12 protein-coding genes are annotated in these 14,722 nt (G+C 74.4%); 4 read left to right on the forward strand and 8 right to left on the reverse strand.

The annotated features are described in order from the left end of the window. Positions 1–77 precede the first annotated feature (77 nt). From UQW22_RS01700 to pdhA, 6 genes are read right to left on the reverse strand one after another with little or no spacing between them, the layout of a single operon-like run. Positions 78–1,271, reverse strand: coding sequence for an acyl-CoA dehydrogenase family protein (locus tag UQW22_RS01700; protein ID WP_407319109.1), 1,194 nt, complete (start codon positions 1,269–1,271; stop codon positions 78–80). Then, positions 1,268–3,421 carry a biotin carboxylase N-terminal domain-containing protein gene (locus UQW22_RS01705; protein ID WP_407319110.1) on the reverse strand — a complete coding sequence of 718 codons (2,154 nt, stop codon included), beginning with the start codon at positions 3,419–3,421 and terminating at the stop codon, positions 1,268–1,270. Before UQW22_RS01705 ends, UQW22_RS01700 begins: the two co-directional genes overlap by 4 nt. 5 nt (positions 3,422–3,426) lie before the next feature. Continuing rightward, positions 3,427–5,094 carry a carboxyl transferase domain-containing protein gene (locus UQW22_RS01710; RefSeq protein ID WP_407319111.1) on the reverse strand — a complete coding sequence of 556 codons (1,668 nt, stop codon included), beginning with the start codon at positions 5,092–5,094 and terminating at the stop codon, positions 3,427–3,429. Next, positions 5,091–6,572, reverse strand: coding sequence for a dihydrolipoamide acetyltransferase family protein (locus tag UQW22_RS01715; protein WP_407319112.1), 1,482 nt, complete (start codon positions 6,570–6,572; stop codon positions 5,091–5,093). The genes UQW22_RS01710 and UQW22_RS01715 overlap by 4 nt, the downstream gene beginning before the upstream one ends. After that, positions 6,569–7,612, reverse strand: a complete 1,044-nt coding sequence (locus tag UQW22_RS01720; RefSeq protein ID WP_407319113.1) for an alpha-ketoacid dehydrogenase subunit beta — start codon at positions 7,610–7,612, stop codon at positions 6,569–6,571. Before UQW22_RS01720 ends, UQW22_RS01715 begins: the two co-directional genes overlap by 4 nt. Next, positions 7,609–8,793 (reverse strand): pyruvate dehydrogenase (acetyl-transferring) E1 component subunit alpha, encoded by a 1,185-nt coding sequence (gene pdhA / locus UQW22_RS01725; RefSeq protein WP_407319114.1) that lies wholly within the window; start codon positions 8,791–8,793, stop codon positions 7,609–7,611. The genes UQW22_RS01720 and pdhA overlap by 4 nt, the downstream gene beginning before the upstream one ends. 332 nt (positions 8,794–9,125) lie before the next feature. Between pdhA and UQW22_RS01730 the strand changes: the two genes are divergently transcribed. The 4 genes from UQW22_RS01730 (at position 9,126) to UQW22_RS01745 (ending at position 13,197) form a co-directional block, all read left to right on the forward strand. Next, a complete protein-coding gene (locus UQW22_RS01730) occupies positions 9,126–9,599 on the forward strand; it encodes an Lrp/AsnC family transcriptional regulator (protein WP_106264886.1) in 474 nt (157 codons plus the stop codon). Positions 9,600–9,710: 111 nt separating this feature from the next. Beyond that, on the forward strand, positions 9,711–10,424 hold the full coding sequence (locus UQW22_RS01735) for an ABC transporter ATP-binding protein (RefSeq protein WP_407319115.1): 714 nt from the start codon (positions 9,711–9,713) through the stop codon (positions 10,422–10,424). After that, positions 10,421–11,776 (forward strand): FtsX-like permease family protein, encoded by a 1,356-nt coding sequence (locus UQW22_RS01740; protein ID WP_407319116.1) that lies wholly within the window; start codon positions 10,421–10,423, stop codon positions 11,774–11,776. The genes UQW22_RS01735 and UQW22_RS01740 overlap by 4 nt, the downstream gene beginning before the upstream one ends. Positions 11,777–11,943: 167 nt before the next feature. Then, a complete protein-coding gene (locus UQW22_RS01745) occupies positions 11,944–13,197 on the forward strand; it encodes an ATP-binding protein (protein ID WP_407319117.1) in 1,254 nt (417 codons plus the stop codon). On the opposite strand, the gene UQW22_RS01750 is transcribed toward UQW22_RS01745, so the two are convergent. Together UQW22_RS01750 and UQW22_RS01755 are read right to left on the reverse strand one after the other, a co-directional pair. Further along, complete coding sequence (locus UQW22_RS01750) at positions 13,169–13,864, reverse strand: nucleoside/nucleotide kinase family protein (protein WP_407319118.1); 696 nt, start codon at positions 13,862–13,864, stop codon at positions 13,169–13,171. The two genes, UQW22_RS01745 and UQW22_RS01750, sit on opposite strands and share 29 nt — an antisense overlap. Further along, positions 13,861–14,721 carry a PfkB family carbohydrate kinase gene (locus UQW22_RS01755; protein ID WP_407319119.1) on the reverse strand — a complete coding sequence of 287 codons (861 nt, stop codon included), beginning with the start codon at positions 14,719–14,721 and terminating at the stop codon, positions 13,861–13,863. Before UQW22_RS01755 ends, UQW22_RS01750 begins: the two co-directional genes overlap by 4 nt. Position 14,722: the final 1 nt, after the last annotated feature.

Below are 14,722 nucleotides of genomic sequence, written 5' to 3' on the forward strand. Positions count from 1 at the left end.
GCTCCCCCCTCCGTCGCCGAACAGGAACCTGGGCCCGCAATCCACGCCCATACCGGGCGCAACGTCCTGTTCGGCGCTCATGCGGTGAGTCCCAGGTCGCGGGCGATGACCATCAGCTGCACCTCCGTGGTGCCCTCGCCGACCTCCAGGATCTTCGAGTCCCGGTAGTGCCGGGCCACGGGGTTGGCGTTGAGGAACCCGTACCCGCCGAAGATCTGCGAGGCGTCGCGGGCGTTCGCCATGGCCGCCTCGCCGGAGGTCAGCTTCGCGACGGACGCCTCCGCCTTGAACGGCTTGCCGTGCGTGAGCTTGAGGGCCGCGTCGAGCCAGCACAGCCGTGCCGCGTGCACGCGGGCCTGCATCCGGGCGAGGGTGAAGGCGACGTGCTGGTTGCTCCCGATCGAGTGGCCGAACACCTCGCGCTCGTTCGCGTACCGCAACGCCTCTTCCAGGCAGCCCTGGGCGGCGCCGGTGGCCAGCGCGGCGAACGCGATCCGCCCCTCGTCGAGCACGCGCAGGAAGTTCGCGTACCCGCGGCCCCGCTCGCCGAGCAGGTTCGACGCCGGCACGCGGACGTCGTCGAGCGCCAGCGGGTGCGTGTCCGACGTGTGCCACCCGACCTTGTCGTACGGCTCGCCGACCGCGAGGCCGGGCGTGCCCGCGGGCACCAGGATCGAGGACAGCTCGGGGCGGGCGACGCCGTCGCGGCCGACGCGTTCCCCCGTCACGGCCGTGATGGTGACGACGCTGGTGATCGGGGTCCCGGAGTTGGTGATGAACTGCTTGGTCCCGTCGATGACCCACTCGTCCCCACCCGGACCGGGCTCGAGCCGTGCCCGGGTCTGCGTCGCCCCGGCGTCGGACCCCGCGCCGGCCTCCGTGAGACCGAACGCCGCGAGCGCCCGGCCGGCCACCAGGTCCGGCAGCCAGCGCTCCTTCTGCTCCGGCGTGCCGTGCCGGTAGATCGGCATGATGCCTAGCCCCACACCGGCCTCGAGGGTCACCGCGATGGACTGGTCGACGCGGGCGAGCGCCTCGACGGCGAGGCACAACGACACGTAGTCCTCGCCCTGCCCGCCGACCTCGCGGGGGAACGGGAGGCCGAACAGCCCGAGGTCGCCCATCTGCGCGATGATCTCCATCGGCAGCCGGCGCTCGGTGTCGTACTGGTAGGCCGCGGGCGCGACGACCTCGTCGGCGAACTCGCGCACCGTCTGGCTGAGCTTGCGCTGCTCGTCGGTGAGGGCGGTGGCGGCGGTGTCGGGGATCATGACGCTCCTTCGGGTTCGACGACGGCGACCACCTGGTCGAGGCGGACCTGGTCGCCCGGGTGCACCACGACGCGCAGGGTCCCTGCGGCGGGTGCGGGCAGGGGGTGCTCCATCTTCATGGCCTCGACGACGACGACGGCGGCGCCGGCGAGGACGGGCCCCTCGGCATGGGTGGCGGTGACAGTGCCGGGCATCTGCGCCCGGATCTCGGTGGGTCCGGTCGCGGGTGCGCCCGCGCCGCCGACGGCCGTCCGTCCGCTGCGGCTCAGCGCGGCGCGGGCAGCTCGGTCCAGGACGGTGAAGCGGGACGTCCGGCCAGCGCGGGCCACCCAGACGGTGTCGCCGACGCGGAGGGCGGCCACGGTTTCCACCCGCGAGCTGTCAGAACTTGGTCGAGGCATACCCACGCCACGTTCTGACAACTCTGGGGCGCGCCCGTTGTCAGAATCTGGTCGAGGCGTACCCGCGCCACGTTCTGACAGCTCGGTGAGCAGCCAACGGTGCGCCGGGCCTCCGGCGGGCCGCAGCCCGGCACGGAACGGTGTGCCGCCGTCGCGCACCACGACGGCGTCGCCACGATGGCCGGTCACGGCGAGGTCGTGGGTGTCCCCGGCAGGGTCGCGCAGCGCGACCGGGCGGGGCACCCGGGGTGCGTTGAGCCGCCACCCGTCGGCGACCCACGGGTCGGCGGCACCGCGCGGCCCGGCGATGGCGTCGCCCGCGGCCAGCAGCGCCACCACCACCCACGAGCTGTCAGGACCTGGTGGCTGCCTACCCGCGACACCTTCAGACAGGTCGGTGGTGAGACGGTCCACCAGACCCGTGTCGAGCTTGCCCGCTCGGACCTCAGGGTCCGCGAGCAGGTCCCGCAGGAACCCGGTGTTGGTCTCCACGCCGAGCACCGCCGTCCGGGCGAGCAGCCCGTCGAGCCGCGCCAGGGCCTGGTCACGATCGGTGCCGTGGGCGACGGCCTTGGCGAGCATCGGGTCGTAGTCGCCGGACACCTCGTCGCCGCTGGCGACGCCCGCGTCCAGCCGGAGCGGGAACGCCGCAGGTCCCGCGCCCACGCCGGCGTCGTCGAACACGTCGACGCGGCCCACCGACGGCAGGAACCCGCGCGCCGGCGACTCGGCGTACACCCGCGCCTCGACGGCGTGACCCGTGATCCGCACGTCCTGCTGGGTGAACCACAGCGGCTCGCCGGCCGCGACGCGGAGCTGGGCCTCGACCAGGTCCAGGCCCGTGACCATCTCGGTGACGGGGTGCTCCACCTGCAGGCGGGTGTTCATCTCGATGAATGCGAAGTCGTCCGGCGCGTCCGCGGGCACGAGGAACTCCACGGTGCCGACGCCGACGTACCCGACCGACCGGGCGACCTCGCAGGCCGCCGCGCCGAGCCGGTCACGCGTCGCGGCGTCGACCACGGGCGACGGCGCCTCCTCGACGATCTTCTGGTGGCGGCGCTGCAGCGTGCACTCCCTCTCGCCGAGGTGCACGACGGCGCCCCGGGCGTCCGCGAGGACCTGCACCTCGACGTGGCGGGGCCGTTCCACGAGCCGTTCGAGCAGGAGCCCGTCGTCGCCGAACGCCGACGTCGCGACCCGCCGTGCGGAGGCCAGCGCCTCCGGCAGCGCGGCCGCGTCCCCCACGACCACCATCCCCTTGCCGCCGCCCCCGGCGACGGGCTTGACCAGCAGCGGGAACCCGACGTCTGCCGCGGCCGCGACGAGCTCCGCGTCGTCGAGCCCCGCGTCCATGGTGCCCGGCAGCACGGGCACGCCGCGGTCGGCGACGATGCGCTTGCCCGCGACCTTGTCCGCCATCGCCTCGATCGCACCGGCGGGCGGGCCGACGAACGTGATCCCCGCCCGCTCGCACGCGTGGGCGAGCTCCGGGTTCTCCGACAGGAAGCCGTACCCGGGGTGGATCGCCTCGGCCCGGGTCGCGACGGCGGCCGCCACGACCGCCCCGACGTCCAGGTAGGCGCGCGCCGGTCCGAGCGAGACCGCGACGTCGGCCTCGCGGACGTGCCGGGCCCCGGCATCACTGTCGGTGTGGACGGCCACGGACCGGATGCCGAGGCGGCGCAGGGTGCCGATCACCCGGCAGGCGATCTCGCCGCGGTTCGCGACCAGGACTGTGCTGAACACGTGCTTCACATCCGGAAGAGCCCGAACCGCGGGCCCTGGGTCGCCGGGAGCGGGGTGCGGGCGCACACCGCCAGGGCCATGCCGAGGACGCGTCGGGTCTCGGCCGGCTCGATGATGCCGTCGTCCCACAGCCGGGCGGTCGCGTGGTACGGGTTGCCTGCCGCCTCGTAGGAGTCCCGGATCTCGCGACGGAACGTCTCCTCGTCCGCGGCGTCCCACTCCTGGCCGCGGGCGTCGGCCTGGTCGCGCTTGACGGTGGCCAGCACGGCCGAGGCCTGCTCGCCGCCCATCACCGAGACCCGCGCACCCGGCCAGGTCCACAGGAAGCGCGGGGAGTAGGCCCGCCCGCACATCGCGTAGTTGCCCGCACCGAACGACCCGCCCACGACGACGGTCAGCTTCGGCACCCGGGCGGTGGCGACGGCCGTGACCATCTTGGCGCCGTCCTTGGCGATCCCGCCGGCCTCGGCGTCGGTGCCGACCATGAACCCGGAGATGTTCTGCAGGAACAGCAGCGGGATACCGCGCTGGTCGCACAGCTCGATGAAGTGCGCGCCCTTGAGCGCCGACTCGCGCAGCAGCACGCCGTGGTTCGCCAGGATGCCCACCGGGTGGCCGTGCAGGTGCGCGAACCCGCACACCAGCGTGGTCCCGTACTCGGCCTTGAACTCGGACAGCCTGCTGCCGTCCACCAGGCGCGCGATCACCTCGCGCGGATCGTAGGGCTGCTGGACGTCGGCGGGCACCACGGCGTCCAGCCCGGCACCGCCGGCCGCTGCACCCGGGCCTGCCGCGGCGTCCGGGCCGACGGCGGGCGCCTCGGTCTCGTCGACGGCCCACGCGGGCTCGGGGTCGGACGGGAGGGTCGCGACGATGTCGCGCACGATGTCCAGGGCGTGCTCGTCGTCGTCGGCCAGGTGGTCCACGACGCCGGAGCGCCGCGCGTGGAGCTCTCCCCCACCCAGCTCCTCGGCCGTGACGACCTCGCCGATCGCGGCCTTCACCAGCGGCGGTCCACCCAGGAAGATCGTGCCCTGGTCCCGCACGATGACCGTCTCGTCGCTCATCGCCGGGACGTACGCCCCGCCCGCCGTGCACGAGCCCAGCACGGCGGAGATCTGCGGGATCCCCTCCGCCGACAGCCGCGCCTGGTGGTAGAAGATCCGGCCGAAGTGGTCGCGATCGGGGAACACCTCGTCCTGGCGGGGCAGGAACGCCCCGCCCGAGTCCACCAGGTAGACGCACGGCAGCCGGTTCTCCAGCGCGATCTCCTGCGCGCGCAGGTGCTTCTTGACGGTCAGAGGGTGGTACGTGCCGCCCTTGACCGTGGGGTCGTTGCAGACCACCATCACCTGCCGCCCGCTGACCAGCCCGATGCCTGCCACGACGCCTGCGCCGGGCCACTCGCCCACCTCGCCCGGGCCGGCGTCGACGCCGTACGCCGCGAGCGGGGAGATCTCCAGGAACGGGCTGCCGGGGTCGAGCAGCCGGTCGACCCGGTCGCGCGGCAGCAGCTTGCCGCGGCCCACGTGGCGCTCGCGGGCGGCATCCGAGCCGCCCCGGGAGGCCTCGGCCGTGCGCTCGCGCAGGGCCGTCGCGAGCGCGCCCTGCGCGTCGGCGTTCGCGCGGGCGGCGTCGCTCGCCGGGTCGACGGTGGAGGTGAGGACGGTCATGCGCCACGCCCGTCGTCGTCGGTCGGCGTGCCGTCGCCATCCGCACCGTCGGAGCCGCCGAGGAGCAGCGCCAGTCCCGGGTCGGCGAGGAGCGCTCCCAGGTCGGCGAGGAACCGGGCGCCCTGCTCGCCGTCGACCACCCGGTGGTCGAACGTGAGGCTGAGCGTCAGCGTCTCGCGCAGCGCGATCTCTCCCGCGTGCTCCCACGGGCGACGCGCGAGCCGCCCGATGCCGAGGATCGCGGACTCGCCGGGGTTGAGCAGCGGCGTGCCCGCGTCGACGCCGAAGACACCCACGTTGGTGAGGGTCAGGGTGCCACCGGTGAGCCGCTCCGGCCGGGTGCGTCCGGCCCGCGCGGTCGCGGTGAGGTCTCCGAGCGCCCGGGCCAGGCCGGCCAGGGAGAGCTCGTCGGCGTGCGGCACGTGCGGCACCACCAGCCCGCGGTCCGTGGCGACCGCGATCCCCAGGTGGACGTGCGCCGGGCGCACGAGCTGGGGGCCGTCGTCGGACTCCTCCCAGCGGGTGACGAGTGCCGGGTGGTCGGGCAGCAGCACGCAGACGGCGCGGGCGACCAGGGCGAGCACTGTCAGGCGCGTGCCGGCCGTGCGCGGGTGCTCCCGCAGGCGGGTCAGCAGCTCGGTCAGCGCGGTGACGTCGCAGGTGAGGTGGACCGTCGCCTGCGGGATCGCCGCGCTGGCGACCATCGCCGCCGCGGTGTGCTTGCGCACGCCGCGTACCGGCTCACGCGTGTCCACGGGCTCCGGACGGCCGGCGCGTGCGCCCGGTGCACCGTGCGCCGCGGTCTCCACGTCGTCGCGCACGATGCGCCCGTCCGCGCCGGACCCGGTGACCTGGGTGAGGTCGACGCCGAGTCGCCGGGCCATCGCCCGGACTCCCGGGGTGGCGCGGCGGGTCGCGGTGGCGCGGGGTGCCACACCGTCCGACGGCGGCACACCGGGCATGGCGACCGGCTTGCGCGGGCGGCGGGTCGGGCGACCGCGCCGGGCCGCGCGGGCGCCGTAGCCGACCAGGTTGGGCCGGGACTCCTCCGCGGCGGACTCCTCGGGCGATGCCGCGGAGGCGGACGACGCCGACGTGTCCGCGGAGGCCGAGGAAGCCGACGTGGCGGGCGAGTCGGTGGACTCCGTCGAGTCCTCGGCCGCTGCGGGCTCCTCGGCGGCTGCAGGCTTCTCCTCGGACGCAAGCGCCGAACCGTTGCCGCGGCCCCCGTCCGCCCCGTCGAGCTCGAACGTGACCAGCGGCTCGCCGACCTCGACGACCTGGCCCTCCTCGGCGTGCAGCCGGGCGACGACGCCCGCGTACGGCGAGGGGATCTCCACGAGCGCCTTGGCGGTCTCGACCTCGGCGATCACCTGGTTCAGGGTCACCGTGTCGCCGGGTCCCACGCGCCACTCGACCACCTCGGACTCGGTCAGCCCTTCGCCGAGGTCCGGGAGCAGGAAGTCCTGGGTGCTCATGCGGCCACCTCCTGGGCGGTCCGGGTGACCGTCGGGACGTCGAGCGGCACACGGCCCAGCACCTGGTCGATGCCGAAGCACACCCGGTCCAGGTCCGGCACGTGGTGACCCTCGAGCTTGGCGGGCGGGTAGGGGACGTCATGACCGGTGACGCGTACGGGCGGCGCCTCGAGGTGCTCGAAGCACCGCTCGGTGACGGTCGCGCAGATCTCGGCGCCGACCCCGACCTGCCGCGGGCCCTCGTGGACCACGACGAGACGCCCGGTGCGGCGCACGGACTCCGCGACGGCGTCGGCGTCCCAGGGCGAGAGCGACCGCAGGTCGATCACCTCGACGGACGCGCCGTCGTCGTACGCCTCGGCGGCGTCGATCGCGGTGGCGACGTGCGAGCCCCAGCCCACCACGGTGACGTCGTGCCCCGGGCGGACCACGTGGGCCGCGCTCATCGGCGTGGCGTCGGCGAGGTCGACGGCCGGGTCCACCTCACCCTTGACGTGGTAGAGCCGCTTGGGCTCGAAGAAGACCACCGGGTCGTCGCAGGCGATGGCCTGGCGCAGCACCGTGCTCGCGTCCTGCGGGTTCGACACCGACACCACCCGCAGCCCGGCCGTGTGCACGAAGTACGTCTCCGGCGACTCGCTGTGGTGCTCCGCCGCGCCGATGCCGCCGGCCACCGGGATGCGGATGGTGATCGGCATGGGGACCTTGCCGCGGGTGCGGGCATGCATCTTGGCGACCTGGCTGACGATCTGGTCGAACGCCACGTAGACGAACCCGTCGAACTGGATCTCGACCACCGGACGGTAGCCGCGGTACGACATGCCGATGGCGGTGCCGAGGATCCCCGACTCGGCGAGCGGCGTGTCCATCACCCGGCGGGTGCCGAACTCGCGCTGCAATCCGTCGGTCACGCGGAAGACCCCGCCGAGCGCGCCGATGTCCTCCCCGAGCAGGACGACGTGGTCGTCGTCGGTGAGCGCCTGGCGCAGGCCCGCGTTGAGGCCCTGCGCCAGGGTCATCTGCGTGGTCGCGCCGGTCATCGTCCGCCTCCCTCGGCCGTCTCGAACCCGTCGAGGTACCGGGAGTAGGCGTCCCGCTCGGCCTCGAGCTCGCCGTGCGGTTCGGCGTACACCTCCGCGAAGACGTCCTGCCAGGACGGGTCCGCGATGGTGGTGACCCCGGCGCGCAGCTCGCCCGCGACAGCGTCGGCGGCCGCCTGGACGCGAGCCTCGCCGTCGTCGTCGAGGGCGCCCTCGGCACGCAGGTGGGCAGCGATCCGGTCGATCGGGTCGCGGGCCTCCCAGTGCTCGATCTCGGCGGACGTGCGGTAGCGGGTGGGGTCGTCGGCGGTGGTGTGGGGCCCGCGGCGGTACGTGACGGCCTCGACGAAGGTCGGTCCACCGCCGGTGCGCGCGCGGTGCAGAGCCTCGCGGGTGACGGCGAGCACGGCGAGGACGTCGTTGCCGTCCACCCGGATTCCCGGCATGCCGTAGCCGCGGGCACGCTCGACCAGGGGCACCTTGGACTGCAGGGACACGGGCTCGGAGATCGCCCACTGGTTGTTCTGGCAGAAGAACACGACCGGCGCGGTCCAGGTCGAGGCGAACGTGAACGCCTCCGCCACGTCGCCCTGGCTCGTGGCACCGTCGCCGAAGTAGGAGATGACGGCCTCGGTGGACTGGTCCGGGTCGGCGCCCTGGTCCGCGAGGATGCCGACCGCGTATCCGACGGCGTGCAGGGCCTGCGCGCCGATGATCACCTGCATCGGCGCCATCCGCGCCTCGTGCGGGTCCCATCCGGCGCCGGTCACGCCGCGCCACACGCGCAGCAGGTCCGCGCCGGCGATGCCGCGCACGTGGGCGACGCCGTGCTCTCGGTAGCTGGAGAACACGAAGTCGTCGGTCGCGAGCGCCCGGGCCGACCCGATCTGTGCGGCCTCCTGGCCGAGCAACGGGGGCCACAGGGCCAGCTGCCCCTGGCGCTGCAGGGCGGTGGCCTCCGTGTCGATGCGGCGCACGACGACCATGTCCTCGTACAGGTCACGCAGAGCCGCGTGGTCGACGTCCTCGACCCAGCGGTCGTACGTGGCGTCCGGTCGGCGGGTCCCGTCGGCGTCGATCAGCCGGACGGTCCCGTCGCCGGGGTCGACGCCCTCGGGCGCCGGGGCCGGGTGGGCAGGCGCAGGCGCATGGTCCCGCGCGCCGCCGTGGGCGCTGTCCACCGAGGAGTCGTGGCCTGCTCGTGACAGGCGCCGCGTCCTCGGATCCGTGGTGCTGGGCATGGGTGGCCTCACCTCGCATCGGAGCCGGCGCTCCTCGTCGAGCGCCGATGTGGCGAACGTAATGCTGCGGGGTCACACCGCACCACCGCCGTCGGGGCGGCTGAGCACCATGCTCGGCCTCGCGATGCCAGGGCAAGCAGAGTGCTCAACCTGGTGCACGCCGTGAGGGCCGGCTGTCGTTCGGCAGTTCCGGGCGCGTTCGGCAGTTCAAGCTGCCGAACCTGACAGGAACTGCCGAACGAACCGGGCACGTCGGCGGATAGGCTGGACGGGTGCACAGCATCGACGCCGTGGACCTCGCACTGCTGAGGGCCCTCTCGCAGGATCCGCGCGCGACGACGGTCGCCCTCGCCCAGCGGCTGGGCATCTCGCGCAACACCGTGGCGGCCCGACTGACCCGCCTGGAGCAGGCCGGCGCGTTCCGCGAGTTCGACCGCTGCATCGACCCGGCCGTGCTCGGGCACCCGTTGACCGCCTTCATCGAGGTGACCGTGCACCAGCAGGAGCTCGCCCGGATCGTCACCGAGCTCGCCGAGATCCCCGAGGTCGTCCAGGCCTACGGCCACAGCGGCGTCGCGGACCTGCGCGTGCACGTCGTGTGCCGCGACACCGACCACCTGTTCCGCATCGACGCCGCGATCCTGCGCATCGACGGCGTGCAGCGGACCGAGACGGCCCTGTCGATGGGCGAGCTGGTGCCCTACCGGATCCAGCCGCTGGTGGAGAAGCTCCGCCGCGGGCTCTGACGGTCTCCGGGCAAACCCTGAGGCCGCGTCCACCCGCAGGTGGACACCTCCGCGGACGGATCCCACCCAGGTCCGACGACGCCGCGGCCACCCGCGAGGCACGGTGGACGCATGACCACCTCACTGCTGCAGGCCCGCGCGCTGGAGATGCGCTACCCGGGCGGCACCGCACCTGCCCTGGCGGACGTCGACCTGGACGTCGCTCCGGGCGAGTCCGTGGCGATCATGGGCGCGTCCGGCTCCGGCAAGACGACCCTGCTGCACTGCCTCGCCGGCATCCTGCGGCCCACCGCCGGGACCGTCACCCTGGCCGCGGCGAGCGGTCTGGTCGACGTCACCGCCCTGGACGACGACGGTCGCGCTCGCCTGCGCCGCGAGCAGCTGGGCTTCGTGTTCCAGCAGGGCCTCCTGCTCCACGAGCTCACGGCGCTCGAGAACGTCGCCGTGGCGCGCATGCTCTCCGGGGTCCCGCGCGCCCAGGCGGAGGGGGAGGCCGCGCAGTGGCTCGCGCACCTGGGTCTGGCCGGGCTGGAGCAGCGCCGGCTCGGCGAGCTCTCGGGCGGGCAGGCCCAGCGTGTCGCCATCGCCCGCGCGCAGGTCACCGGGGCACGGCTCCTCTTCGCCGACGAGCCGACGGGCGCGCTCGACTCGACCACGTCCACCGAGGTGCTGGACGTCCTGCTGTCCGCGGTGCAGGCCGGCCGCACCCTCGTCGTCGTCACCCACGACGTCGACGTCGCCCGCCGCTGCGCCCGCACCGTCACCCTGCGAGACGGCCGCGTGGTCTCCGACACCGCCGTGGCGACGCAGGAGGCGACGCGATGAGCTCGGTGCGCACCGCGCTGCAGATCGCGCCGCTGTTCGCCCGCCGGCGCGACGGCGACCGCCTCGCCGCCGCCCTGCCCGTGGTCGCCTTCACCGTGGTCACGACGCTGGTCGCGCTGGTGGCAGGTGGCGCGCAGTCGTTCTACGGCGGCGAGGACGAGCTCGCCCCCACCTACGCGTCCCTGGCGACGATCGCCCTGGCGCTGCTGATCGTGCCCTTGGCCACGGTCGGGGCGTCGGCGGCACGGCTGGCTGCCCGACGGCGGGACGAGCGACTCGCCTCCCTGCGCCTGCTGGGAGCCACGCGCGCCACCGTCACCGCCCTGACGGTGCTCGAGGCGGCGGCGTCGGCCCTGGTCGGTGCGGTGGCCGGGATCGTCGTGTACGCCGCCACCGCCCCGCTCGTCGGGCTGCTGTCGTTCCGCGGCACCCCGCTCGGCGGCCAGATGTGGCTGCCCTGGTACGCCCTGCCGCTCATCGTGCTCGCCGTGACCCTGCTGGCCGCCGCGAGCGCCGTCGTCGGGCTGCGTGCCGTCGTCGTCACGCCGCTCGGGGTGCGCACCCGGCAGCGCGCCGGACGGGTGCACTGGGTGCGGGCCGCGCTCGCCGCAGCGGTGGTGCTCCTGGGGATCCTGGCGACGCAGAGCCTGAGCCTGTTCGGCCGGCTGGGCGGTGCGGTGGCGATCGTCGCCGTGCTCGGGGCCGTGTTCGCCGGGGTGCTGCTCGCCCTGGACGTCGTCGGCCCCTGGCTGATCGGGGTCCGGGGACGGCGTCAGGTCCGCAAGGCCCGGACCGTCCCGCGACTCCTGGCCGCCCGCACGGTCCTGGAGTCTCCGCAGGCGGCCTGGCGGCAGGTCAGCGGGATGGCGATGACGAGCTTCGTCGGGGTGTTCGGCGCCGTCGGCCTGGCCTTCTCCACGTCGGCCGACACGACGGGGATGGACACGGCCGAGCGGTGGCTCTTCCGGGACGTCTCGACCGGCGTGCTGGTGACCGTCGCGGCGTCGTTCCTCATGGTGGCGTGCTCGGTGGGGATCAACCAGGCCGCGGCCACCCTGGACCGTGCTCCCGTCCACGTGGCGATGGACCGCCTGGGCGTGCCGCGCTCGGTGATGGCGGAGGCCTCCCGCCGCGCGGTGATGTCCTCGCTGTGGCTGGTGGCCGGCGGGTCGGCGCTGTGCGCGAGCCTCCTGCTGCTGCCGCTGGTGGGGATGGCGGTGTTCACGCAGCCGATCGCGGTCGCCACGGCGGTCTGTGTGTTCGCGGCCGGGTTCGGTCTGGTCCGGGCCGCTGCTGGTCTCAGTGCCCGACTGGTCCCCGGGATCCTGGCCCGTCCGGAGCGGGTGCTGTAGGGCCGTGGCACACGTGGAGAAGCCGCGCCGCGGGCTCGCCCCGGCCACGTACCACAGCTCCCGGTAGCCATGGCCGGCCAGCGCCGGGATGAACACGGGCTGCTAACGCTAGGCTAGTTCTTGTGCTAACAGTAGTGCAGACGTACTGCTGATGTTAGTTTTGCGTGGTGGCAGCCTACTCCCGTCGCCTCGTCGACGATCGTCTCGACACCCGTCAGCCTCGGCTCGCCGCCATCGCGCTCCAGGGCCCCAAGGGGGTCGGAAAGACCGCGACGGCCACGCGGCGCGCCCGCACGGTGCTGCCGCTCCAGTTCGCCGAGGTCCGCGAACGGTTCGCCGCGGACCCGACGATCCTCACCACCGCCGACGCCCCCGTCCTCGTCGACGAGTGGCAGCGATGGCCCGAGTCCTGGGACAGGGTCCGCACAGCGGTCGACGACGGGCTCGCCCCGGGCCAGGTCATCCTGGCCGGCAGCTCCGCTCCACGCGGCGCGACGGTCCACTCCGGCGCTGGCCGGATCGTCACCTTCCGCATGCGTCCGCTGAGCCTCGCCGAGCGAGGGCTCGAGACGCCGACCACGAGCCTGGCTGCCCTGCTCGACGGCGAATGCCCGGACGTCGGCGGTTCGACCGGCGTCAGCCTGCCCGACTACGTGCGGGAGATCGTCTCGTCCGGCCTGCCGGGGATCCACGCCATGGAGGCCGAGGACCGTCTCGACCTCCTCGACGCATACGTGGACAACATCGTCCAGCGCGAGTTCCCCGAGCAGGGCTACCCGGTCCGCAGACCGCAGACGCTCCGCGCCTGGCTCACCGCCTACGCCGCCGCGACGTCGACCACCACGAGCTACAACCGGATCCTGGACGCGTCGTCGCCGGGCCAGGCGAACAAGCCCGCCGTCACGACGACGATCACCTACCGCGACGCTCTGGCAGGCCTCTGGCTGCTCGACCCGCTGCCCGCCTGGAGCCCGAGCCGCAACGTCTTCGACCGGCTCGTCTCGGCCCCCAAGCACCAGCTCGCCGATCCCGCGCTCGCCGCACGCCTGTGCGGCGCCACCGAGCACTCGCTTCTCCTCGGCCGACGTCACGCCGGACTCCTCGGGCCGCTCTTCGAGCACCTGGTCGCACTCAGCGTCCTCGTCTACGCAGAGTCCTCAAGGGCACGCGTCCATCACCTACGCACGCGCAACGGCGACCACGAGGTCGACCTCATCGTCGAGGGAGCCGACGGGCGAGTCGTCGCACTGGAGGTCAAGCTCGCCTCCTCGGTCTCCGACGGCGACGTCAAGCACCTGCGCTGGCTTCGCGAGAGGCTGGGCGACGACCTGGCGGACGCCGCCGTGATCACCACCGGGTCGCACGCCTACCGTCGTCCGGACGGGATCGCCGTCATCCCCGCGGCGCTGCTCGGCCCGTGATCCGGCGCTCGGGAGCGCGCGTCGCAGTACCGGTGCCGTCCATCGGCAGCCGGACCATCAGGTCGGCCGCGCCCCGTGTCGCCGCGATGAGCTTCGCGTTGACCTGGTCGGAGCCGCGCGCCCAGCGCCGCGCCTCCTCGGCGCTCTTGCCGAACGCCCGGTGCCGCGCCTCCAGCCGGGCCAGCCGGACGTCGTCGGGCACCTCGACGTACCAGACCTCGGCCATGCGTTCCCGGGCGCGCGGCCACGCGCCCGACGGCGCCAGCAGGTAGTTCCCCTCGGTGACGACCAGCGGCACGTCGGCCGGCACCTCCACGCCCGCGGCGACCGGCTCCTCGATCTCCCGCCGGAACACGGGGGCGTACACCGGTGGGTCACCAGGACGCGCGTCGGCGAGCCGCGCGACCAGCGCCGCGTACCCGGCGTCGTCGAAGGTGTCGATCGCCCCTTTCCGGCCGGCGCGGCCGTGCGCCGCCAGGACGGCGTTCGACAGGTGGAACCCGTCCATCCCGACGCCCACGGCCCGCTCCGGCCCGAGCGCCGCGACCAGCTCGGCCGCCAGCGTCGACTTGCCCGACCCGGGCGCCCCGACGATGCCGAGGACGACGCGCTCCCCCGACGCGACGAGACCCTGCGCGCGGGCGACGAGCTCCGCCGTCGTGCTCACCGGGGCACCTGCGCGAGCCAGGCGCGCGGGCCGACGTGCTGCACCCGGGTGGTGGCCACGCGCGCAGCCGTGGTGCAGGCCTCCGGCAGCGGCGAGCCCTCGGCGAGCGCCGCGGCCAGCGCGCCGTGGAAGGCGTCGCCCGCACCGAGCGTGTCGCGCACCTCGACCTCCGGGACGTCGACCGTGCCGGAGCCGGAGTGGTCGAACCACTCGACCGGACCGCCGCCATGGGTGACCACGACGGCTCCCGCACCGAGCGCCCGCGCACCGGACGCGCCGTCGTCGTGCCCGGGGACGGTGAAGTCCGCGGACAGCGCGGCGATGTCGGCGGCGGGCAGGAGGTCCTCGAAGACCGGTCGCCACCGCCCGGCGTCCAGCACCACCGGCGGGCGCCGGGTGCTGCCGTCGAGGTGCTCGACGACGGCGCGAGCGATCGCCGGGTGGTGTCCGTCGAGCAGCACCAGGTCGGGCGTGGGGAGCTGCGGCAGGTTCACCGGCGCCGGCGCGTCGGCGAGCGCCGCGTCCGCCGAGACGACGGACCGCTCCCCCGTGGCGTCGTCGACCAGCACCGCCGAGACGGCGAGCGGGAAGGCCTGGCCGCCGACGACGTCGTGCACCTCCACGCCGTGCGCCGCCAGGTCGCCGCGGGCCGCCATCGCGACCGGGCCGTCACCCAGCGCGGTGACCAGCACGGCCCGCATCCCCAGCGCAGCGGCGGTCACGGCGGCGTTGGCGGCGGGTCCGCCCGCGGCGACGTCCTGGCGCACCGCGGTGACCTTCTCGTCGCGGCCCGGCCGGGCGGACGCGCGGTGCACGACGTCGAGCGTGGTCAGTCCGACGAACCAGCAGGTGCCCATC

Source organism: Isoptericola halotolerans (assembly GCF_045689585.1).
Lineage (GTDB): Bacteria > Actinomycetota > Actinomycetes > Actinomycetales > Cellulomonadaceae > Isoptericola > Isoptericola halotolerans_B.

What these genes read in the sequence shown, in the direction of transcription:
- UQW22_RS01700 (WP_407319109.1), bottom strand. Translation starts at nt 1,271, where the DNA reads ATGATCCCCGACACCGCCGCCACCGCCCTCACCGACGAGCAGCGCAAG.
- UQW22_RS01710 (WP_407319111.1), bottom strand. Translation starts at nt 5,094, where the DNA reads ATGACCGTCCTCACCTCCACCGTCGACCCGGCGAGCGACGCCGCCCGC.
- UQW22_RS01715 (WP_407319112.1), bottom strand. Translation starts at nt 6,572, where the DNA reads ATGAGCACCCAGGACTTCCTGCTCCCGGACCTCGGCGAAGGGCTGACC.
- UQW22_RS01720 (WP_407319113.1), bottom strand. Translation starts at nt 7,612, where the DNA reads ATGACCGGCGCGACCACGCAGATGACCCTGGCGCAGGGCCTCAACGCG.
- UQW22_RS01735 (WP_407319115.1), top strand. Translation starts at nt 9,711, where the DNA reads ATGACCACCTCACTGCTGCAGGCCCGCGCGCTGGAGATGCGCTACCCG.
- UQW22_RS01740 (WP_407319116.1), top strand. Translation starts at nt 10,421, where the DNA reads ATGAGCTCGGTGCGCACCGCGCTGCAGATCGCGCCGCTGTTCGCCCGC.
- UQW22_RS01755 (WP_407319119.1), bottom strand. Translation starts at nt 14,721, where the DNA reads ATGGGCACCTGCTGGTTCGTCGGACTGACCACGCTCGACGTCGTGCAC.